The sequence below is a fragment of the Stenotrophomonas sp. SMYL41 genome (genome assembly GCF_036319965.1).
Lineage (GTDB): Bacteria > Pseudomonadota > Gammaproteobacteria > Xanthomonadales > Xanthomonadaceae > Stenotrophomonas > Stenotrophomonas maltophilia_R.
In genome coordinates, this window is sequence record NZ_JAWIRX010000022.1 from 48997 (window position 1) to 68376 (window position 19380).

Below are 19380 nucleotides of genomic sequence, written 5' to 3' on the forward strand. Positions count from 1 at the left end.
GGACCCATGAAACAACTGCTGCTGGCCCTTGTCATCACCACCCTGGTCAGCGCCTGCGCGACCACTACGTCGCCAACCGGACGACGGCAGATGGTGGGCGGCGTGTCGCAGGCACAGCTGGACCAGCTGGGTGCGCAGGCGTTCGCCGAGACCAAGCAGAAAGAGAAGATCAGCACGGATGGCCGCCAGAACGGCTACGTGCAATGCGTGGTCAATGCGCTGGTTGCGCAGTTGCCACCTCAGTACCGTGGCGTACGGTGGGAGACGGCTGTATTCGTCGACAAGGAACCGAACGCGTTTGCCCTGCCCGGCGGCAAAGTGGGTGTGAATACCGGCATCTTCACCGTCGCCAGGAACCAGGACCAGTTGGCTGCCGTGATCGGCCATGAGATCGGGCATGTCATCGCGCGTCATCACGAAGAACGCATCACCCGGCAGATGGGCGCGCAGACCGGCTTGGCCGTGCTGGGCGCGCTGGCCGGTGCCGCCTACGGCGATGGTGCCGCCAGCACGGTCAACCAGCTGGGCGGGATGGGTGCGCAGACGGCCTTCCTGCTCCCGGGTTCGCGGACCCAGGAAAGCGAGGCCGATGTCATCGGCCAGCGACTGATGGCGCAGGCCGGATTCAACCCGGCCCAGGCCGTGGATCTGTGGCAGAACATGATGGCCGCCAGCGGCGGTCGCAGCCCGCAATGGCTGTCCACCCACCCCGATCCAGCCAACCGCATCCAGGAACTGCGACGTGATGCACCGGGCCTGACGCCGGTTTATCAGCAGGCGCAGGCGGCCGGGCTGCGGCCAAAGTGCGGATGAGTGCGCAGTTCTATGCTGTATTGCAGCACATAAAACGATTTCTCACGCCATCTGTTTCTGATACGTTTGGCGGCTCAGATTTTTCTGACAGTCCGACTTTGCCGCTATCCGGCGGTTCGATCGAGGTGAACGATGATTTTCCGTAACCACAAAGCTGTGCTTTCCGTCCTCGTCGCGACCGCCCTGACCGGCGCCGTGGTCACCGATGCCTTCGCGCAGTCCTCGCGCTCCTCCGACCGTGGCAGCCGCGGCGGCAGCAGCAAGCAGGCCAAGGCCGAACCGCTGTACCCGAATGCGACCCGGCAGGAGCCGACCGCCAAGGCCTCGGCCAAGATGGGCAGCAAGCTGCAGAAAATGATCGACAGCTACAACAAGGAAAAGTTCCCGGAGACGCGCACGCAGGCTGACGCGATCCTGGCTGACAGCGCCTCGAACGAGTACGACAAGTCGCTGGCCGCGCAGCTGGCCTCGCAGGCTGCCTACCAGACCGACGACACCCCGGCCGCCATCGCCTACCTGAAGCAGGTGATCCAGTTCAACGGCCTGGACAACAACGGCCACTTCCAGTCGATGCTGATGCTGGGCCAGCTGCAGCTGCAGGAAGACCAGACCGCTGAAGGCCTGGCCACCCTGGACAAGTACTTTGCCGAGAGCAAGTCGACCAAGCCGGAAGAGCTGATCGCCAAGGGCCAGGCGCTGTACCAGCTGGAGCGCTACCAGGAAGCGATCCCGGTGCTGAAGCAGGCCATCGCCGGCGCTGCCGAGCCGAAGGACAACTGGAACCAGCTGCTGATGGCGGCACTGTCCGAAGCCGGCCAGACCGGTGAGGCCGTGCAGGCCGCAGAGGCGCTGGCGGCCAAGAACCCGACGGACAAGAAGGCCCAGCTGAATCTGGCCAACATGTACATGCAGGCTGACCAGATGCCGAAGGCCGCCGCGGTGATGGACAAGCTGCGCAGCAGCGGCCAGCTCACCGAAGAGCGCGAGTACAAGCAGCTGTACTCGATCTATGCCAACACCGAGAACAAGGAAAAGGACGTCATCGCGGTCATCAATGAAGGGTTGCAGAAGGGCATCCTGAAGCCGGATTACCAGGTTTACCTGGCGCTGGCCCAGTCCTACTACTACTCCGACCAGGTGCCGCAGGCGATCGATGCGTGGCAGAAGGCCGCCCCGCTCTCCAAGGACGGTGAGACCTACCTGAACCTGGCACGCGTCCTGCATGCCGAAGGTCGCGTCCCCGAGGCCAAGCAGGCCGCCCAGCAGGCGCTGGCGAAGGGCGTGAAGAACCAGGCTGATGCCAAAAAAATCATCAACCTGAAGTAAGTAGGAATAACGCCTGAATGCCTGCTCAGTTGATGCGCAGGCGCTCAGGATTGGTATAAGCTTGGAGGTTCCTGCGGTGTCATGCACCGCTGATCAGGGATCCCGCCCCCGGGATTCCGGCCCCACTATTGAGCTCTTGGCGCATGACGGAACAACTAGTCGTTCACCGGTACGAACAACCCGATGACAAGGGGCTGAGCTGGCCTCGCATCGTCGGCATCGCGTTTGTAATTGCCCTGCATCTGGCCGCCTTCATGATGCTCCTGATTCCCGCCGTGGCTCCCAAGGCCGTCGCGGAGAAGGAGCGCAACGTCATGGTGACCATCGTCGACGCGCCGCCGCCGCCCCCACCGCCGCCGCCGCCGCCGCCGCCGCAGGATACTCCGCCACCGCCGGTGAAGAATCTGTCGCCGCCGAAGCCGTCGCCCGTACCGCCGCCGCCGCAGGCGCCGGTCGTCGATGTGCCGGAGCCGCGCCCGAACGATATCGTCACCCCGCCGTCACCTCCGGCGCCGCCGGCACCGCCGACCTCGATCGAGGCCAGCGTGGACATCTCGTCGAAGGCCATGAATCCGCCGCGCTATCCGCCGGCAGCCTTCCGCGCGGGTATCCAGGGCGAAGTGATCCTGATCATTGATGTCGATGCCAACGGCAACGTCACCAATGTCACGGTGGAAAAGTCCAGCCGTAACCGCGACCTGGACCGTGCTGCGATGGAAGCGGCTCGCAAGTGGCGCTTCAACGCCGCTGAATCTGGCGGTAAGAAGACGGCAGGTCGCGTTCGCGTCCCGGTCAACTTTGCGCTGAACTGATGCGCCCGGGTGGCCGCCTGGCCGCCCCGGTTCCCAGTTCGATTGTTTGCTTAGCTACACCCTTTATCACCACACACAACAAAGGTAAGCGTCATGCTGCAGGAAATTTTCATCGCCGCTGCTGCCGGGGGCAATCCGTCCAATGCCCTGTCGCAGATGGGCTTCGAGCACCTGATCCACGAAATGACCACCAAGCCGGGTGATTTCGCGGTTTCCTGGGTCGTGCTGCTGACCCTGATCGCCATGTCGGCCATGTCCTGGTACTGGACCGTCATCAACATCTTCCGTGCCACCCGCCTGAAGAGCGCCGCTGATCGCGTCGTCAGCCTGTTCTGGGACACCCCGAACGCGCAGGACGCCATCCGTGCGATGGAAGAACAGCCGGCTTCGGAGCCGTTCTCGAAGATCGCCCTGGACGCTGCCCAGGCGGCTGCCCACCACCAGCGCGCTGAAGGCGGCGCTACCGGTGGCCTGGGTGAGAACCTGAGCCGTTCGGAGTTCGTCGACCGCGCTCTGCGCCAGGCCGTCACCCGCGAAAGCAACAAGCTGCAGTCGGGCATGACCCTGCTGGCAACCGTCGGCGCAACCGCTCCGTTCGTCGGTCTGCTGGGTACCGTGTGGGGCATCTACGGCGCGCTGATCAAGATCGGTGCCACCGGCTCCGCTTCGATCGACGCCGTTGCCGGCCCGGTGGGTGAAGCGCTGATCATGACCGCGATCGGTCTGTTCGTCGCGATCCCGGCCGTGTTCGCCTTCAACTTCTTCAGCAAGATCAACAGCGCGACCATCAGCAAGTTCGATACCTTCGCGCACGACCTGCACGACTTCTTCGCCACCGGTTCGCGCGTCCGCTAATTGCGGCGCGCGTCACCCAGCGACGAAGTAAGTAGTCACCAAGATCTAGACGGAGCCCGTTATGGCTTTCAGTAGTGGTAACAGCGGCGGCCCCATGGCCGACATCAACGTTACGCCCCTCGTGGACGTGATGCTGGTGCTGCTGATCATCTTCATCATCACGGCGCCCCTGATGTCCCACAAGGTCAAGGTGGATCTGCCGGAAGCCAACCTGATCCAGAAGCCGGAAGATGCTGAAAAGCGTTCCGGACCGATCACCCTGGCAGTCAAGGAAGACGGCTCGATCTACTGGAACGACGAAGAAATCAACAAGCAGACTCTCGAGTCGCGCTTGGCGACCGCCGCCCAGCAGACCCCGCAGCCGCCGCTGAACCTGCGTGGTGACCGCACCACCAAGATGCGCGTCATCAACGACCTGACCAAGGTCGCGCAGGAGCAGGGCATGCTGGACGTCGGCTTCGTCGCGACCAAAGAAAAGGGGCAATAAGCCATGGCATTCAGTAGTGGTGGTGGCAAGGGCCCCATGGCAGACATCAACGTCACGCCCCTCGTGGACGTGATGCTGGTTCTGCTGATCATCTTCATCGTGACCGCGCCGATCATGACGTACCCGATCGCCGTGGACCTGCCGCAGCGCGTGCTCAACCCACCGCCGCAGCTGGTCGAACCGCCGCCGCCGATCGAACTGAAGATCGACGCCAGCAACCAGGTCTCGTGGAACAACAGCCCGATCAATACCAGCGAGCTGCAGCAGCGGATGGAGCAGGAGGTCCAGCGTGACCCGACCAACCAGCCGGAACTGCGCATCGACGCCAGCCCGGATTCGGAGTACGACGTGATGGCCAAGGTTCTGGCCGCCGCGAAGAACGCTCAGATGAAGAAGATCGGTTTTGTGCAGCAGTAAACGCGACACCGCAACACAACAGTCATGACGCGACTGCAGACGCCCCTGGAAACAGGGGCGTTTTTTTTGTGCCTGCGGGGCCCGTCGGGGTCAGATCCCTTTCCCTCAGGAAAGGGATCTGACCCCATCAGGGAGCACGCGCCCGCTATGATCGGCGAATGCTCGCCCTCTTCGACTCCCTGCGCCATTGGCTCGACGGCATCGCCCACCTCGGCACCATCCTGGCGGTGGCCTACCTGCTGTACCTGTTCGCGCTGGCGGGCTGGATCATGCTGCAGAAGCGCGAGCCGGTGGCCACGTTGAGCTGGATCCTGTCGTTGGCGCTGCTCCCCTACCTGGGGCTCTTCATCTACTACCTGCTGGGTCCGCAGAAGGTGAAGCGGCAGCGGCTGCGCCGTGGTCGCGCCCGCTCGGGGATGGAGCACTACAGTGATGTCTGCCCACCCGATTCGGACTGCACAGAGCTGGCCAAGGTTGCCCAGGCCACCACCGGGCTGGCGCCAAGCAGTGCCACCGAGGTGACCTGGCTGGTCGACGGCGCGGCCACCTACGCCGCACTGCTCGATGCGATCGCACAGGCGCGCGACCACGTGCACCTGGAGTACTACATCTTCAATCCGGACCACGCTGGCACTGCCCTGCGTGATGCCCTGGTCGAGCGCGCCCGTGCGGGGGTGCAGGTGCGCCTGCTGCTGGATGCGGTTGGCTCGTCCGCCCTGCCCCGCCGCTTCCTGCAGCCCCTGCTGGATGCCGGCGGCGAAGCAATCTGGTTCCATCCGCGGCAGCTGCTGAAGCCGTTCAAGCGCCCGTGGTTGAACCTGCGCACGCATCGCAAGCTGGTGATCATCGATGGCCGCCTTGCCTTTACCGGCGGCATCAACATCACCGACGAGGAAGACGAGAGCCGCAGACCCGACGCCTACCGCGACCTGCACATGCGTATCCGCGGCCATGTCGTGCGCAGCCTGCAGCTGGTGTTCGCCGAAGACTGGCTGTACGCCAGTGGACAGGATCCCTCGCGGATGGACATCGCCCGTCTATGGCCGGCCGACATGCCGCTGCGCGGTGATGGCGCGATCAACGCGCAGGTATTGGTGTCGGGTCCGGATTCGGGCTGGGAGACCATCCACCGCCTCCACGTCGCCGCCATCCAGGAAGCACACGAGCGGGTGTGGCTGGTCACCCCCTATTTCGTGCCGGGTGAAGCGGCGCGGATGGCGTTGACCTCCGCTGCACTGGGCGGCCTGGATGTGCGCCTGCTGGTACCGAAGATGAGCGATTCCTGGTTCGTCACCCAGGCCGCACGCTCCTACTTCGATGAGCTGTTGCATGCGGGCGTGAAGATCTACGAATACGGCCCGCGGATGCTGCATACCAAGGCGTTCATCGCCGATGACGATGTCTGTATTGTCGGCAGTGCCAACTTCGACCACCGCAGCTTCCGGCTGAACTTCGAGCTGTCGATGATGATCAGCGACCGCGACCGTGTGGCGGCCCTGGCCGAGCTGCTGCAGGGCGAATTCGACCGCGCCACGCGGGTGCATGACCAGGCCGGCCGCTCGCTGTGGCTGCACCGCCTGCCCGAGGCCTTCGCCCGGCTGGCCTCGCCGCTGCTCTGACGCAGCGCTACACTGCGGCGATCATCCGGGGAGCCCGACTATGTACTGGTTGTACCTGCTGCTGGCGCTGGGCTGCTTTGCCTTCGCGCTGAAGACCCCGAGCGCGGGGTTGATGACCCTGTGCCTGCTGGCTGCCCTCGCCTTCCTGCTGGCCTGGGTACGCGGCCGCTACGTGGCCCGTTTCGGCGACCTGCAGCGCGACCCGGCCACCCTCATTGACGCCGAAGAACTGCGACGCCTGCGCGAACAGGCCCAGGCCCGCCGCAACGACGACCACAACGACCACGACCCGTCTCCTCTTTCCAAGTAGTCCCGTTCCATGACCCAGCTCAGCGTCAACGTCAACAAGATCGCCGTCCTGCGCAATTCGCGCGGCGGCGCCGAACCGGACGTGGTGCGCGCCGCCCAGGCCTGCCTGGATGCCGGCGCCCACGGCATCACCGTGCATCCGCGGCCGGACCGCCGTCACATCACCGCCGAGGACGTGCTGGCCCTGTCCACCCTGACCCGCGCGCGTGGCGTTGAATTCAACATCGAAGGCAATCCGTTCGCGCCGCCGCGCGAGGGCTACCCGGGGCTGCTGCCGCTGTGCGAACAGACCCGTCCGGCGCAGGCCACCCTGGTCCCCGATGGTGATGGCCAGATCACCTCCGACCATGGCTTCGACTTCGCGCGTGACGCAGAGCGGCTGCGCCCGCTGATCGCCGAACTGAAGACGATGGGCTGCCGGGTCAGCCTGTTCGTCGATGCCGGCAACCCGCTGCTGGAGCAGGCGGCCGAGGTCGGTGCCGACCGCATCGAGCTGTACACCGGCCCTTACGCAGAGGCGCATGCGGCTGGCGATGCCGACGCGATGCTGGCGCTGTTCGCCACTGCCGCCCGCCGCGCGCAGGCCGTCGGCCTGGGCGTGAATGCCGGTCATGACCTGTCGCAGGACAACCTGCGCGACTTCCTGGCCCACGTGCCGGAGGTGCTGGAGGTCTCGATCGGCCACGCATTGATCGGCGAGGCGTTGTATGACGGGCTGGATGCCACCGTGCGCGGGTACCTGGCGCTGCTCTGACACCTCCCCGGTAGAGTCGAGCCGTGCTCGACTCAGCACCGCCCTGAACCCTTCAGACGGCCGTCGCAGCCATTGAGACGGTCGCGACGTACTCTGCCGTCATGGGTATTGCGATCAAGGGCCGAGGTTCCACGTCCCACCTTGCCGGGCGCTTTGAAAGCACCGTCAGCGAGGCGGTGGACGACGGCTGGGCGGTCGACGAGAGCGAGGAGTTCCTCGCCCCGCGCCTGCGCACCGAGGTACGTGCGGAAACCGCGCGCAGCATCATCACCCGCAACACTTCGCCGGACGTCGGCTTCAGCCAGTCGGTGAATCCGTATCGCGGCTGCGAGCATGGCTGCTCCTACTGCTTCGCGCGCCCCTCGCATGCCTATCTGAATCTGTCGCCGGGCCTGGATTTCGAGACCAAGCTGTTCGCCAAGACCAATGCGCCGCAGCTGCTGCGCAAGGAATTGTCGAAGCCGGGTTACGTGCCGCAGCCGATCGCGCTGGGCATCAACACCGATGCGTACCAGCCGATCGAGCGCAAGTTCAAGCTGACCCGCCAGCTGATCGAAGTGATGCTGGAAACCAAGCATCCGTTCTCGCTGATCACCAAGAACGCACTGGTCGAGCGCGATATCGATCTCCTTGCGCCGCTGGCCTCGGAAAACCTGGTCAGCGTGCACTTCTCGGTGACCTCCCTGGACCCGCATCTCTCCGCAAAGCTGGAACCGCGTGCATCAGCACCCCATGCACGGCTGCGTGCGATGAAGCGGCTGCATGACGCCGGCATTCCGGTTGGTGTGATGGTGGCGCCGGTGATTCCGTGGATCAACGACAGCGAGCTGGAAGCCGTGCTGGAGGCCGCACACGATGCCGGTGCCAGCACCGCCGGCTACGTGCTGCTACGCCTGCCACTGGAAGTGGCACCGCTGTTCCGCGACTGGCTGGATACGCACCTTCCCGATCGCGCCGCGCATGTGATGAGCACCATCCAGCAGCTGCGCGGCGGCAAGGACTACGACAGCCGGTTCGGCACGCGCATGCGCGGCCAGGGCGTATATGCCGATCTGTTGAACAATCGCTTCAAGCTGGCGCGCAAGCGCCTCGGGTTCAACGCACAGAACAGCCACTGGCCGAAGCTGGATTGCAGCCGGTTCCAGAAGCCGCTGCCGCCGAAGAAGGATACGCCGCAGGGCTCCTTGTTCTGAGAAAAGTCGAGCTTGCTCGACTGGCGACGGAAAAGCAGTCGAGCAAGCTCGACGCTACCCCCCAAACAACTTCTGCGCACTCTGGAACAGGATCCAGCTGGTCGCGATGAACTTGTCGCCACCCTGTGGCCGGTTGCCACGATGGGTGTGGGTGAATGCCGTCGGGGCGATCAGCAGGCTGCCGGTGCGCGGCGCGATCTTCCGCCCCTGGAACAGGAATTCGGTCTCGCCTTCGTCGAAGTCATCGTTGAGGTACAGCGTCCACAGTACGTGCCGGTGCAGGGTCTCGGCCTGCGCATCCTTCGGGTACAGCTCGCAGTGCCAGTACGGGTAGCCGCCCTCGCCTGCCGCATACCATTGCAGGTTGATCGCACCCGGACGCAGGCAGGTGCGGGCCAGGTCGGCCAGCTGCTGCTGCGGCATATCGGGGAAGTCCTCGGCAGACAGGCGTCGCGGTTGGCCGTTGCTGTCCTGGATCTGCAACATCAGCGGAGCGATCAACGCCTGTGGATAACGGCGTAGATAACTCAGCAGGCCGTTGAACACCGCAATCTGCAGCTGCTGGTCGACATCCTGCCAGCCGTCCAGTCCACTGATGCGCAGATCCTTGCTGTGCTTGAGTTCGGGGAACACACCACTGCCTACCGCACCGGGCAGCAGGCCACGCGTGGCACGCATGCGCTCGACGATGGCCGCGCAGACCTCGCTGGGGACGGCGTTGTGGATGACTTCGATGAAATCGACCGGGCCCTGCTCGTGCATGCGTGCATTCCTTAGGCGGCAACGGCTTGATGGTGCCGTTTGCCGCCCTCGGTGTCACCCCACGGTCATGTCATCGATCTGCCATGACCGCCGTCAGGCAACCGCCAATCAGACCTTCGCGTCGTCGTGCGCGTGGTGGTAGCGCACGGCTTCAGCCACTTCCTCGCGCGAACCCAGGAACACCGGCACGCGCTGGTGCAGCTGGTCGGGCTGGATGTCGAGGATGCGCTCGCGGCCGGTCCAGGCGGCGCCACCGGCCTGCTCGACCAGCAGGCCCATCGGGTTGGCTTCGTACATCAGGCGCAGCTTGCCGGCCTTGGACGGATCCTTCTTGTCCCACGGGTAGATGAAGATGCCGCCGCGGGTCAGGATGCGATGCACGTCGGCCACCATGCTGGCGATCCAGCGCATGTTGAAGTTCTTGCCGCGCGCGCCTTCCTTGCCCGCCAGCAGGTCGCCGACGTACGCCTGCATCGGTGCTTCCCAGTGGCGCTGATTGGACATGTTGATGGCGAATTCCTGGGTGGCCGCCGGAATCTGCATGTTCTCGGTGGTCAGCACGAATTCGCCCTTCTCGCGGTCCAGGGTGAAGGCGTGGGTGCCATGGCCAACGGTCAGCACCAGCTGGGTGCTGGGCCCGTAGATGCAATAACCGGCGGCGATCTGCTTGCTGCCCGGCTGCAGGAACGCGTCATCGCCCGGCAGTTCGACGTTGGTCGGGCAGCGCAGCACCGAGAAGATGGTGCCGACGGAGACGTTGACGTCGATGTTGGAGCTGCCATCGAGGGGATCGAACAGCAGCAGGAAATCGCCGCGCGGGTAGATATCCGGCACCGGCTGGCTGTGGTCCATTTCCTCCGAGGCGCAGGCGGCCAGGTGGCCACCCCAGGCATTGGCTTCGAGCAGGATCTCGTTGCTGATGACGTCCAGCTTCTTCTGCGCTTCACCCTGCACGTTGCCGGTACCGGCGTCGCCGAGCACGCCACCAAGGGCGCCCTTGCTGACGGCGATGGAGATGCTGGTGCAGGCGCGGGCGACCACGGCGATCAGCTGGCGCAGGTCGGCATTGATGCGGCCGGCGTGCTGTTCCTGGATCAGGAAGCGGGTCAACGAAGTACGGGACATGGTCGGGCAGGTCTCGGCAGCGGGAAAACGCCTATTGTCGCCCGTCTGGCCGAGGCGTGCGTGAGCGCGGGAAGGCGTAATCGTTTCCAGATGCGTTGCGCTCGTGGCGCCTTCCTTCATGGAGGCACAGGGCGAGGTACACCGTGGCCAGGACACGCCGTAAACCCCCCTCCGGGGTCCGGCCCAGCCGCTGACGGCAGGGCGTTCGGGCGCTTGCGAAGCAGTGCTTCGCAGGCAAAGCGCCCTCACCCATGGGGGCTCGGTCGGCGCATCCATGCGCCTCACGGTCCTGTCCACGGTGTACCTCGCCCTGCGCTTCAGGGTTCGCCGCGAGCGCGGAGGGTGTGGCAAAGGCAGAGGCAAAGCAGAAGCAAAAACAAAAACAAAGGCGCCTTTCGGCGCCTTGTCTTCAAGCTACTGGAGCGTTGCTTCAGCCCTTGGCGACGGTGGCCACGGCCTTGGCGACGTATTCCAGGTTGTTCTGGTTCAGCGCGGCCACGCAGATGCGGCCGGTGCCGACGGCGTAGATGCCGAACTCGTCGCGCAGGCGCTCGACCTGCTCGCGGCTCAGGCCGGAGTAGGAGAACATGCCGGCCTGCTCGTTGATGAAACCGAACTGCGGCGCACCTGCAGCGGCCAGCTTCTCGACCAGGCCCTGGCGCAGGGCGTGGATGCGCTCGCGCATCTCGGTCAGCTCCTGCTCCCACATCGCGCGCAGTTCCGGGTTGGTCAGCACGCCGGCCACCAGCGCAGCACCATGGGTGGACGGGCTGGAGTAGATCGTGCGGATCACGCGCTTGACCTGCGACTGCACGGCCTTGGCGTCCGCGGCGGTCGGTGCCACCATCGACAGCGCACCCACGCGCTCGCCATACAGCGAGAACGACTTGGAGTACGAGTTGGCGACGATGAAGCTGTCGATGCCGGCTTCGGCGATGATGCGCACGGCGGCGCCGTCCTGCTCGATGCCCTTGTCGAAGCCCTGGTAGGCCATGTCGATGAAGGGGAACAGCTGGCGGTCCTTCAGCAGCTGTGCGACCTGCTTCCACTGGGTGACCGTGAGGTCGGCACCGGTGGGGTTGTGGCAGCAGGCGTGCAGCAGCACCACGGTGCCGGCGTCCAGCTTGCCCAGGTCGGCCAGCAGGGCGTCGAAGTTGACCCCATGGGTGGCCGGGTCGAAGTAGGAATACTCCACCACCTCGAAGCCGGCCGCGCTGAACACGGCGCGGTGGTTTTCCCAGCTCGGGTTGCTCAGCGCAACGGTGGCGTGCGGCAGCAGCTTCTTCAGCACGTCGGCGCCGACGCGCAGCGCACCGCTGCCACCGACGGTCTGTGCGGTGGTGACGCGGCCGGCGGCCAGCAGCGGCGAGTCCTTGCCGAACACCAGCTCACGCGTCGCCTGCGTGTATGCCGGCAGGCCATCGATCGGCAGGTAGCCGCGTGGTTTGGCTTCAGCGGCGAGCTGCTGCTCGATCTGCTTGACGGCGCGCAGCAGCGGAATGCGGCCGCTCTCGTCGTAGTAGATGCCCACACCCAGGTTGACCTTGGTCGGGCGGCTGTCGGCGTTGTACGCCTCGGTCAGGCCCAGGATCGGGTCGCCTGGGACCAGTTCCACGTTTGCAAAGAAGGACACGGCGGTACTCGTTCGGTAGACGGAAAGGGGGAGGAAGTGCGCTGCGCGGTCTGCGGCTTTTCGGCCGGAAACAGCCCATCGTAACAAAGCCTGCCGGGGCTGGCCGCCGCCATCGTCATCCGCCGCCCCGTACCATGGCGTGCGTTGCCGCCCGATCCATCAACCTGAATCATGAATCCTGCCGCACGACGCCATTGCCTGCCCCTGTCCGCCCTGCTGCTGTCGCCCTGGGCGGCGGCGGCCGAGCCCGCACTGACCGCCCTGCCCAGCGTGCAGGTGCAGGCCGCGCGGGTGCCGGGCATCGACCCGTTCGCGCTGCCGGCCAGCCAGGATACGGTCTGGATCGACGCCGGCCGCGCTGGCGCCGGCGCACAGCTGTCCGAGGCGTTGGCCGGGGTCCCGGGCCTGGTCGCCCGCGACCGGCAGAACTTCGCGCAGGACACCCAGCTGTCGATCCGTGGCTTTGGTGCGCGCTCGACCTTCGGTGTGCGCGGGGTGCGGGTGTTGATCGACGGGGTACCGGCGACCATGCCGGACGGCCAGGGCCAGCTGTCGCACGCCAGCCTGTTGGGCGCCGAACGCATCGAGGTGCTGCGCGGGCCGTTCTCGGCGCTGTACGGCAATTCCTCCGGCGGCGTGCTGCAGGTCTGGAGCGCGCAGGGCCAGGCCGGCGACCCGTGGCGGTTGCGCGTGAACGCCGGCGCCGACAACACGCTCAGTGTCGGCGCACAGCTGAAGGGTGCCGGCCGTGTTCTGGATTACAACATCGCCGCCAACCACTTCAGCACCGATGGCTGGCGCGATCACAGCCGTGCGCGCCGCGAGTCGCTCAACGCGCGCATCGGTGGTGAGCTGGGCGGTGGGCGGCTGGAGTTGCTGCTCAACGTGCTGGATGCGCCCGATGCGCAGGACCCGCTGGGCCTGACCCGTGCCCAGGGGGCGGCCGATCCGCGCCAGGCCACCGCCGTGGCGCACCAGTACAACACCCGCAAATCGGTGCGCCAGCAGCAGGCCGGGCTGCGCTGGACCCGGGAGACCGGGGCGCAGCGCTGGCAGCTGATGGGCTATGCCGGCCAGCGCGCGGTGACCCAATACCTGCCGATTCCGCCGACTGCCCAGGTGAATCCGCTGCATGCCGGCGGGGTGATCGATCTGGATGGCGGCTACGGCGGCCTGGACGCGCGCTGGGGCTGGCACGGCGACCTCGCCGGCCGACCGCTGGATCTGGTGGCCGGGCTCAGCGCCGACCGCCAGCGCCAGCATCGCACCGGCTACGAGAACTTCATCGGCAGCACGCTGGGCGTGCGCGGGCGCCTGCGCCGTGACCAGATCGACGTCGTGCAGAATGTGGACCAGTTCGCCCAGGCCTGGTGGCAATGGAGCCAGCGCTGGTCGCTGCTGGCCGGGCTGCGCCACAGCACGGTGCGCTTCGCGTCCGATGACCGCTACATCGTCGGCGCCAACCCAGATGACAGTGGTCGCCGCCGCTACCAGGCGACTACGCCGGTGGCCGGGATCAGCTTCGAGGCCAGCCCGCAGTGGCGACTGCACGCGGCCGTAGGGCGTGGTTTCGAGACCCCCACCTTCAACGAACTGGGCTATCGCGCCGACGGTCAGGCGGGATTGGCACTGGACCTGGCGGCCGCTCGCAGCCGCAATCTGGAGATTGGCAGCAAGTGGCACGCGCAGGACGGAACCCAGCTCGATATCAGCCTTTTCCGTGCAGATACCGACGATGAGCTGGCAGTTGCCAGCAACAGCGGCGGGCGCAGCACCTATCGCAACATCGGCCACACCCGCCGCCAGGGCGTGGAACTGCAGTACCGGCAGCCGCTGGCCGAGCAGCTGGAACTGCAGCTGGCCTGGACCTGGCTGCAGGCGCAGGTGCGCTCGCCGTACCTGACTTCGAACGCTTTGGTCGCTGCAGGCAGCCGCCTACCCGGGGTACCGCGCCAACAGGCCTTCGCTCGGCTGCAATGGTCACCCGGCCAGTGGCAGTGGGCGCTGGAGGCCTCCGCCAGCAGCGATACGGTGGTCAACGACGTGGCGACCGAACGCGCGCCCGGCTTCGCCCTGCTGCATCTGGAAGCAGGACGTCGCTGGACCGTGCCGGGTGGTGAGCTGCGCGCCTTCGCCCGGCTGGAGAACGTGCTGGACCAGGCCTACATCGGCTCGGTGATCGTCAACGATGGCAATGGGCGCTTCTACGAGCCGGGACCAGGACGGCGGGCCAACGTCGGTGTGCAGTGGTCGTGGCGCTAGCATGGGACCGCTGCGCCCGCCGGGCATGGCCCGGCGCTACCGTCAATCGGGGGCCTTGGCCGGCACAAAGGGCGAAGTCGGATCGCTGGCGGGGAAGGTTTCCTCCAGCGCCTCGTCCTGGTTGTCACTGGCGCGCTGCTTGCGCTCGCGGCGCTTGAGCGGGCTTTCCTGGCCGCCGCGATGGCGGTCTCCGCCATCCTTGCGGTCCTGCGCCGCCTGTTCAGCCTCGTGTTTCACGGGTAGATGGTCACCACCGTGCTCGGCATCGAAGAACGGCGCGCCGGTGCCGCGGTAGTCGGCATTGTCGGCATCGCGCTTGCCACGTTGCTCGCCGGGAATAGGCGGATGGTTCGCGCGCAGCGGGTCGCGGGAGGTCTCTCGGCTCATGGTCTGATTACCTTCGCTCTGGGAGCCCCACTACACCGCCAGCAAGGTAAAGCCGCCGCGAACCTGGCGTCATGAACATCTCGCTCACCCCCCGGTAACGGCACCGCGCGTATTCCTGCCCACCCGCCCCCGCTGCAGGAGCCGGCCATGCCCCGTCTTGAACGACCCGCACCGTCCGTGTTCAACGCCCTGCTCGATCCGCTCGGCCAGCGCACCGCGCAGCGCCGCACGCGTCGCCATGAGGATCCGCAGGCGGTGGCGCAGGACTACCTGCAGTACATGCTCAGTGACTACGAGGAGAGGCGTGACCAGAGCCACCGCAACTGGCGCGATCTGTGCCCGGTCTATGCCTTCGCGCTGACTACCCACGCTGCGGACTGGCCGCGCGGTGATGCCGCCGATACCTGCGAGGAACTGGCCGAGCACTGGGAACAGATGCGCGGGCAGTCGCGGCTGGGCTGGTCGCAGGCACGGCCGGTAGTGGAAGACGCCTGGCGGGCGCTGGATCATATTCCGGCGGCGGCAGTGAGGCCGCTGCTGCAATAACACCGGGCACCTGAAGCAGCCGAGCGTGGGTTCGGCTCTACAGCAAAGCGGCGGCGCCACCTGGCGTGCACGGCACGGACACGAGTGGTTTACACCGCCAATCCCAAGCTGGGCACCCTGCCCCGCGCAAGAGGTGCGCCCATGGCCCGCCCGATCTGGACCGGCACGCTCTCCTTCGGCCTGCTCAATGTGCCGGTGTCGCTGATGTCAGGCGAACGCAAGGTGGATCTGCAGTTCCGCATGCTCGACTCCCGCGACCGCAAGCCGATCCGTTTCGAACGGGTGAACGCCGACACCGGTGAGGAAGTGCCCTGGAAGGACATCGTCAAAGCCTATGAGTACGACAAGGGCAGCTATGTCGTGCTGGAGGAAGGCGATATCCGCTCGGCCGCGCCGGAAAGCCACGAAACGGTGGAGGTGGAATCATTCGTGGATGCGGCGCAGATCGACCCCCGCTACTACGAGAAACCGTATCTTCTGGTGCCCGGCAAGAAAGCCGAAAAAGGCTATGTGCTGTTGCGCGAAACGCTGCGCAGCACCGGCAGGGTGGGTATCGCACGGGTGGTGGTGCGCACGCGCGAGTACCTGTGCGCGGTGATGCCACAGCAGGACGCACTGGTGCTGATGATCCTGCGCTATCCGCAGGAACTGGTGGATCCTGAGGACTACAAGCTGCCCACCGGCAAACTGTCCGACTACCGCATCACCAGCAAGGAGACGGCGATGGCCGAACAGTTGATCGAGTCGATGGCCGGCGACTGGGATCCGTCGCAGTACCACGATGAATTCCGCGAGCGGCTGCAGCAGGTGTTGAACAAGCGCATCAAGTCCAAGGGCGGCACCACAAGGGTGGAGGATGAGCCGGCGCCGCGTGAGGATGCCAGCACCAACGTGGTCGACTTCATGGCGCTGCTGCAGAAGAGCCTGGATGCGAACAAGCGTACGCCGGCGAAGAAGACGGCGACGCGCAAGGCACCGGCGAAGAAGGCTGCGAAGAAGACGGCCAAGAAGGCGGTGAAAAAGACCACCCGGCGCAAGGCAGGTTGAACCATGTCGCTGCATCAGTACCGGCGCAAGCGCCAGCTTGGCGGGGGCGCCGGGCAGACGCCGGAGCCTGACGACACGCCCGCACGCGGTGATCCGCAGCGGCGGCCGATCTTTGTCATCCAGCTGCATCACGCAAGCTCGCGTCACTACGATTTCCGTTTGGAGATGGACGGTGTACTGAAGAGCTGGGCGGTGCCGAAGGGGCCTTCGCTGCGCGTCGGCGAGAAGCGACTGGCCGTGGAGGTGGAGGACCATCCGCTGTCCTACGCCGGTTTCGAAGGCGACATTCCTGAAGGCCACTATGGTGCTGGCCACGTGGATGTCTTTGATCACGGCATCTGGGCCTGCGAAGGCGATCCATTGCAGGCGCTGGCCGCTGGAAAGCTCGACTTCGTGCTGCACGGGCAACGCCTGGCCGGTGGCTGGAAGCTGGTGCGCACGGCAATGAAAGGACGTCAGGTGCAGTGGCTGTTGATCAAACGCGATGACGAGCAGGCGCGCGACGCCGAAGCAGACGATCTGCTGGAAGCACCCGTGCCGGAACGCTCATCCGCAGTGAAGAAGCGTAGTGCGAAGAAGAGGGTACCCGCCGCACCGGCTGCACGCGCCGCTACCCGCAAGGCCGATGCACGCTGGCATGCGCGCGCGCTGAAACTGGACGGCGCACGTGACACGCCCTACCCGCGTGACTTCAAGCCACAGCTGACCGATCATCGCGACGACGCGCCGGACGGCGAACGTTGGCTGCACGAGATCAAGTGGGACGGCTATCGCCTGCTGGCCGATCTGCACGACGGCGAGGTGAAGCTGCGCTCCCGCAATGGCCTGGATTGGACCGATGATTTTCCCGAGGTGGTACAGGCCGTGCGGGCGCTGCCGGTGCGTGATGCGCGCCTGGACGGTGAGCTGGTGGTGCTGGACCCGGAAGGACGCAGCAATTTCGCAGCGCTGCAGCGCGTGATCGATGGAAGCTCGAAGCAACCGCTGCGCTACATCGTGTTCGATCTTCCGGGCGTGGCCAACGCGGACATCAGTCGTGCGCCATTGCTGGAACGCAAAGCACTGCTGAAGGATCTCATCGGGCCCGTGCCCGGTACCCTGGCCTTCAGCGAACATGTGATCGGCCATGGCCCGCAGGTGTTCGACGCCAGTGGCGAGGCGGGATTCGAAGGGATCGTCAGCAAGCAGGTGGATGCACCGTATGTGAACACCCGCGCACGCAGCTGGGTGAAGGTGAAGCACGAAGACACCGACGAGTTCGTGATTGTCGGCTACACGGCCCCCAAGGGCTCACGGGTGGGTTTCGGATCATTGTTGCTGGCAACGCCGGACAAGGAGGGCCTGCGCTATGTGGGCCGCGTCGGTACCGGCTTCGACGACGAGAACCTGCGCGCGCTGCTCAAGGCATTGCAGCCACTGGCAGTAAAGACGCCCGTGCTGCAGCTTCCGGCGCATGTGCCGTTCCGCGCCGCCAGCGTGCGCTGGGTGAAGCCGGTGACGGTGGCGGAAGTGGCATTCCGTGGCTGGGGCAAGGAAGGCCTGCTGCGCCAGGCCAGTTTCAAGCGGCTGCGAAGCGACAAGCAGAAGGAGGATCTGGAAGTGGCCACATCGAGTGTTGGAACCGGGGGCGAGGTCCAGATCACTCATCCGGAACGTGTGGTGTTTCCAAGGCAGAAGCTCAGCAAAGGCGATGTGGCCGACTACTACCGGCAGATGGCGCGCTGGATCCTGCCCGAAATTGCTGGACGGCCGCTGTCGCTGCTGCGTTGCCCTGATGGCGTGGGCAAGGCCTGTTTCTTCCAGAAGCACCATGGCCCGGGCCTGGGTGATGCGGTGCATGCGGTGCCGCTGCAGCAGAAGAGCGGCCGCGAGGACTACGTCTATATCGACGATGCGCGGGGCCTGCTGCAGCTGGTGCAGATGAACACGCTGGAGCTGCATCCCTGGGGCGCGACCGTGGCCGACCCCGAGCATCCGGATCGCCTGGTGTTCGATCTCGACCCCGGCGAAGGCGTCAGCTGGGCACAGGTGAAATCAGCTGCACGTGATGTGCGTGACCGCCTGCAGCAGGTAGGCCTGGAGAGCTTCGTGCGCTTGTCCGGTGGCAAGGGCGTGCACGTGGTGGTGCCGCTGCAACCCAAGGCCGACTGGGAACAGGCCAAGGCGTTCTGCGAGGCTTTTGCGCAGGCAATGGCGCTGGAGCAGCCTGATCGCTACGTGGCGACGATGAGCAAGGCCAAGCGTGATGGGGTGATCTTCATCGACTGGCTGCGCAATACCCGAGGGGCTACCAGCGTGTGTTCGTGGTCGCTGCGTGCGCGCGATTCCGCCGGTGTGGCAGTGCCGCTGCGCTGGGAAGAACTGGCCCGGGTGAGCGCGGCCGACGCGTTTCCGATGGCCAAGGCGCTGGCCAGGGTGAAGCGGCTGAAGGGTGACCCTTGGCAGGGTATCGAGCGGTTGAAGCAGGTGCTGCCGTCGCTGAAGCGGTAGTGCCGGCCGCTGGCGGGCACTACCTGTATGCGCTCAGCGCGGATCGCGCGAGGCGCGACGGCCGAACCACCAGCCCGCCAGCAGCTGCAGCGGCAGTGACGCCAGCAGCGAAATGACGAACCAGAACGGGAAATCCGCACCGGCCGTCCACATTGCGTAGCCACAGCCCAGCGCGATCAGCGACCAGATCGAGAAGCCGTGCGAACGCGGCCAGCAGGGCGCGTAATAGGTGGCGAAGGAAATGCCGGCGATGCCACCGAGCACGCTGAAGGTGAGATCCCACCCCAGCTGCACGCTGTTGCCGCTCGGCGACAGGCCCAGCAACGGGGGCAGCCAGCTGGCGACGCTGCTGACCAGCGCAAGCGACAGCACGCCGCCGATCAGGGCAACGAGGGACAGGAACAGGGTCTTGAGCAGGCCGGGCATGCGCGCATTGTACGGTTGCTGCGGAGTGCCCGGGTTGCCGGCCAGCGGCCAGCACTGCCGATGAATCGGCATGGCCGCCGCGTCCGTGGGAGAGGGGGACGGAGCGACGACGGCCAT

General features: G+C 65.8%; 19 protein-coding genes. 14 read left to right on the forward strand and 5 right to left on the reverse strand.

The features are described 5' to 3' along the window. Positions 1-6 precede the first annotated feature (6 nt). The 10 genes from V3B30_RS19960 to V3B30_RS20005 all read left to right on the forward strand — a co-directional run bounded on the left by V3B30_RS19960 (position 7) and on the right by V3B30_RS20005 (position 8585). Entirely contained in the window at positions 7-813 is an 807-nt protein-coding gene (locus V3B30_RS19960; protein ID WP_100475106.1) for a M48 family metallopeptidase, read from the forward strand. Between the two features lie 132 nt (positions 814-945). Next, positions 946-2139 carry a tetratricopeptide repeat protein gene (locus V3B30_RS19965; protein ID WP_087921034.1) on the forward strand — a complete coding sequence of 398 codons (1194 nt, stop codon included), beginning with the start codon at positions 946-948 and terminating at the stop codon, positions 2137-2139. A gap of 254 nt (positions 2140-2393) precedes the next feature. Further along, on the forward strand, positions 2394-2951 hold the full coding sequence (locus V3B30_RS19970; RefSeq protein WP_202908166.1) for an energy transducer TonB: 558 nt from the start codon (positions 2394-2396) through the stop codon (positions 2949-2951). A 93-nt stretch (positions 2952-3044) separates the two neighbouring features. Further along, entirely contained in the window at positions 3045-3806 is a 762-nt protein-coding gene (gene exbB, locus V3B30_RS19975) for a TonB-system energizer ExbB (RefSeq protein WP_100475103.1), read from the forward strand. Positions 3807-3867: 61 nt separating this feature from the next. Continuing rightward, positions 3868-4293 carry a biopolymer transporter ExbD gene (locus V3B30_RS19980; RefSeq protein ID WP_005411739.1) on the forward strand — a complete coding sequence of 142 codons (426 nt, stop codon included), beginning with the start codon at positions 3868-3870 and terminating at the stop codon, positions 4291-4293. A gap of 3 nt (positions 4294-4296) precedes the next feature. Beyond that, positions 4297-4710: a biopolymer transporter ExbD gene (locus V3B30_RS19985; protein ID WP_005411740.1), complete on the forward strand. Its 414-nt coding sequence runs from the start codon at positions 4297-4299 to the stop codon at positions 4708-4710. Positions 4711-4868: 158 nt separating this feature from the next. Then, positions 4869-6329 carry a cardiolipin synthase gene (gene cls, locus V3B30_RS19990; RefSeq protein ID WP_100475102.1) on the forward strand — a complete coding sequence of 487 codons (1461 nt, stop codon included), beginning with the start codon at positions 4869-4871 and terminating at the stop codon, positions 6327-6329. A gap of 40 nt (positions 6330-6369) precedes the next feature. Continuing rightward, positions 6370-6639: a hypothetical protein gene (locus tag V3B30_RS19995; protein ID WP_100475101.1), complete on the forward strand. Its 270-nt coding sequence runs from the start codon at positions 6370-6372 to the stop codon at positions 6637-6639. Between the two features lie 9 nt (positions 6640-6648). Continuing rightward, a complete protein-coding gene (locus V3B30_RS20000; protein WP_262084114.1) occupies positions 6649-7392 on the forward strand; it encodes a pyridoxine 5'-phosphate synthase in 744 nt (247 codons plus the stop codon). A gap of 101 nt (positions 7393-7493) precedes the next feature. Then, the gene (locus tag V3B30_RS20005; RefSeq protein WP_262084113.1) at positions 7494-8585 is read left to right on the forward strand and encodes a PA0069 family radical SAM protein; all 1092 of its coding nucleotides are present in this window, start codon (positions 7494-7496) and stop codon (positions 8583-8585) included. A 54-nt stretch (positions 8586-8639) separates the two neighbouring features. Here the strand turns inward: V3B30_RS20005 and V3B30_RS20010 are convergent, their stop codons facing one another. From V3B30_RS20010 to V3B30_RS20020, 3 genes are all read right to left on the reverse strand, one after another. Continuing rightward, positions 8640-9347 (reverse strand): 2OG-Fe(II) oxygenase, encoded by a 708-nt coding sequence (locus V3B30_RS20010; protein ID WP_100475098.1) that lies wholly within the window; start codon positions 9345-9347, stop codon positions 8640-8642. A gap of 108 nt (positions 9348-9455) precedes the next feature. Further along, the gene (locus V3B30_RS20015) at positions 9456-10472 is read right to left on the reverse strand and encodes a class 1 fructose-bisphosphatase (protein WP_100475097.1); all 1017 of its coding nucleotides are present in this window, start codon (positions 10470-10472) and stop codon (positions 9456-9458) included. A 430-nt stretch (positions 10473-10902) separates the two neighbouring features. Further along, positions 10903-12105, reverse strand: coding sequence for an amino acid aminotransferase (locus V3B30_RS20020; RefSeq protein ID WP_100475096.1), 1203 nt, complete (start codon positions 12103-12105; stop codon positions 10903-10905). A gap of 171 nt (positions 12106-12276) precedes the next feature. On the opposite strand from V3B30_RS20020, the gene V3B30_RS20025 reads away from it, so the two are divergent. After that, positions 12277-14367, forward strand: coding sequence for a TonB-dependent receptor (locus V3B30_RS20025; protein ID WP_262084112.1), 2091 nt, complete (start codon positions 12277-12279; stop codon positions 14365-14367). A gap of 42 nt (positions 14368-14409) precedes the next feature. On the opposite strand, the gene V3B30_RS20030 is transcribed toward V3B30_RS20025, so the two are convergent. Beyond that, positions 14410-14754, reverse strand: a complete 345-nt coding sequence (locus tag V3B30_RS20030) for a hypothetical protein (protein ID WP_100475094.1) — start codon at positions 14752-14754, stop codon at positions 14410-14412. A 147-nt stretch (positions 14755-14901) separates the two neighbouring features. On the opposite strand from V3B30_RS20030, the gene V3B30_RS20035 reads away from it, so the two are divergent. The 3 genes from V3B30_RS20035 (at position 14902) to ligD (ending at position 18837) form a co-directional block, all read left to right on the forward strand. Next, positions 14902-15300, forward strand: a complete 399-nt coding sequence (locus V3B30_RS20035) for a hypothetical protein (protein ID WP_100475093.1) — start codon at positions 14902-14904, stop codon at positions 15298-15300. 141 nt (positions 15301-15441) lie between these two features. Further along, positions 15442-16347 (forward strand): Ku protein, encoded by a 906-nt coding sequence (locus V3B30_RS20040; protein WP_262084111.1) that lies wholly within the window; start codon positions 15442-15444, stop codon positions 16345-16347. A 3-nt stretch (positions 16348-16350) separates the two neighbouring features. Then, positions 16351-18837, forward strand: coding sequence for a DNA ligase D (ligD, locus tag V3B30_RS20045; RefSeq protein WP_262084110.1), 2487 nt, complete (start codon positions 16351-16353; stop codon positions 18835-18837). A gap of 33 nt (positions 18838-18870) precedes the next feature. Here the strand turns inward: ligD and V3B30_RS20050 are convergent, their stop codons facing one another. Then, positions 18871-19263 (reverse strand): hypothetical protein, encoded by a 393-nt coding sequence (locus V3B30_RS20050; RefSeq protein ID WP_049422362.1) that lies wholly within the window; start codon positions 19261-19263, stop codon positions 18871-18873. Positions 19264-19380 lie beyond the last annotated feature (117 nt).

What these genes read in the sequence shown, in the direction of transcription:
- V3B30_RS19995 (WP_100475101.1), top strand. Translation starts at nt 6,370, where the DNA reads ATGTACTGGTTGTACCTGCTGCTGGCGCTGGGCTGCTTTGCCTTCGCG.
- V3B30_RS20035 (WP_100475093.1), top strand. Translation starts at nt 14,902, where the DNA reads ATGCCCCGTCTTGAACGACCCGCACCGTCCGTGTTCAACGCCCTGCTC.
- V3B30_RS20005 (WP_262084113.1), top strand. Translation starts at nt 7,494, where the DNA reads ATGGGTATTGCGATCAAGGGCCGAGGTTCCACGTCCCACCTTGCCGGG.
- V3B30_RS20050 (WP_049422362.1), bottom strand. Translation starts at nt 19,263, where the DNA reads ATGCCCGGCCTGCTCAAGACCCTGTTCCTGTCCCTCGTTGCCCTGATC.
- V3B30_RS19985 (WP_005411740.1), top strand. Translation starts at nt 4,297, where the DNA reads ATGGCATTCAGTAGTGGTGGTGGCAAGGGCCCCATGGCAGACATCAAC.
- V3B30_RS20000 (WP_262084114.1), top strand. Translation starts at nt 6,649, where the DNA reads ATGACCCAGCTCAGCGTCAACGTCAACAAGATCGCCGTCCTGCGCAAT.
- V3B30_RS19960 (WP_100475106.1), top strand. Translation starts at nt 7, where the DNA reads ATGAAACAACTGCTGCTGGCCCTTGTCATCACCACCCTGGTCAGCGCC.
- V3B30_RS20025 (WP_262084112.1), top strand. Translation starts at nt 12,277, where the DNA reads ATGAATCCTGCCGCACGACGCCATTGCCTGCCCCTGTCCGCCCTGCTG.
- exbB (WP_100475103.1), top strand. Translation starts at nt 3,045, where the DNA reads ATGCTGCAGGAAATTTTCATCGCCGCTGCTGCCGGGGGCAATCCGTCC.
- V3B30_RS19970 (WP_202908166.1), top strand. Translation starts at nt 2,394, where the DNA reads ATGATGCTCCTGATTCCCGCCGTGGCTCCCAAGGCCGTCGCGGAGAAG.
- V3B30_RS19980 (WP_005411739.1), top strand. Translation starts at nt 3,868, where the DNA reads ATGGCTTTCAGTAGTGGTAACAGCGGCGGCCCCATGGCCGACATCAAC.
- V3B30_RS20030 (WP_100475094.1), bottom strand. Translation starts at nt 14,754, where the DNA reads ATGAGCCGAGAGACCTCCCGCGACCCGCTGCGCGCGAACCATCCGCCT.
- V3B30_RS19965 (WP_087921034.1), top strand. Translation starts at nt 946, where the DNA reads ATGATTTTCCGTAACCACAAAGCTGTGCTTTCCGTCCTCGTCGCGACC.
- cls (WP_100475102.1), top strand. Translation starts at nt 4,869, where the DNA reads ATGCTCGCCCTCTTCGACTCCCTGCGCCATTGGCTCGACGGCATCGCC.
- V3B30_RS20010 (WP_100475098.1), bottom strand. Translation starts at nt 9,347, where the DNA reads ATGCACGAGCAGGGCCCGGTCGATTTCATCGAAGTCATCCACAACGCC.
- V3B30_RS20015 (WP_100475097.1), bottom strand. Translation starts at nt 10,472, where the DNA reads ATGTCCCGTACTTCGTTGACCCGCTTCCTGATCCAGGAACAGCACGCC.
- ligD (WP_262084110.1), top strand. Translation starts at nt 16,351, where the DNA reads ATGTCGCTGCATCAGTACCGGCGCAAGCGCCAGCTTGGCGGGGGCGCC.
- V3B30_RS20040 (WP_262084111.1), top strand. Translation starts at nt 15,442, where the DNA reads ATGGCCCGCCCGATCTGGACCGGCACGCTCTCCTTCGGCCTGCTCAAT.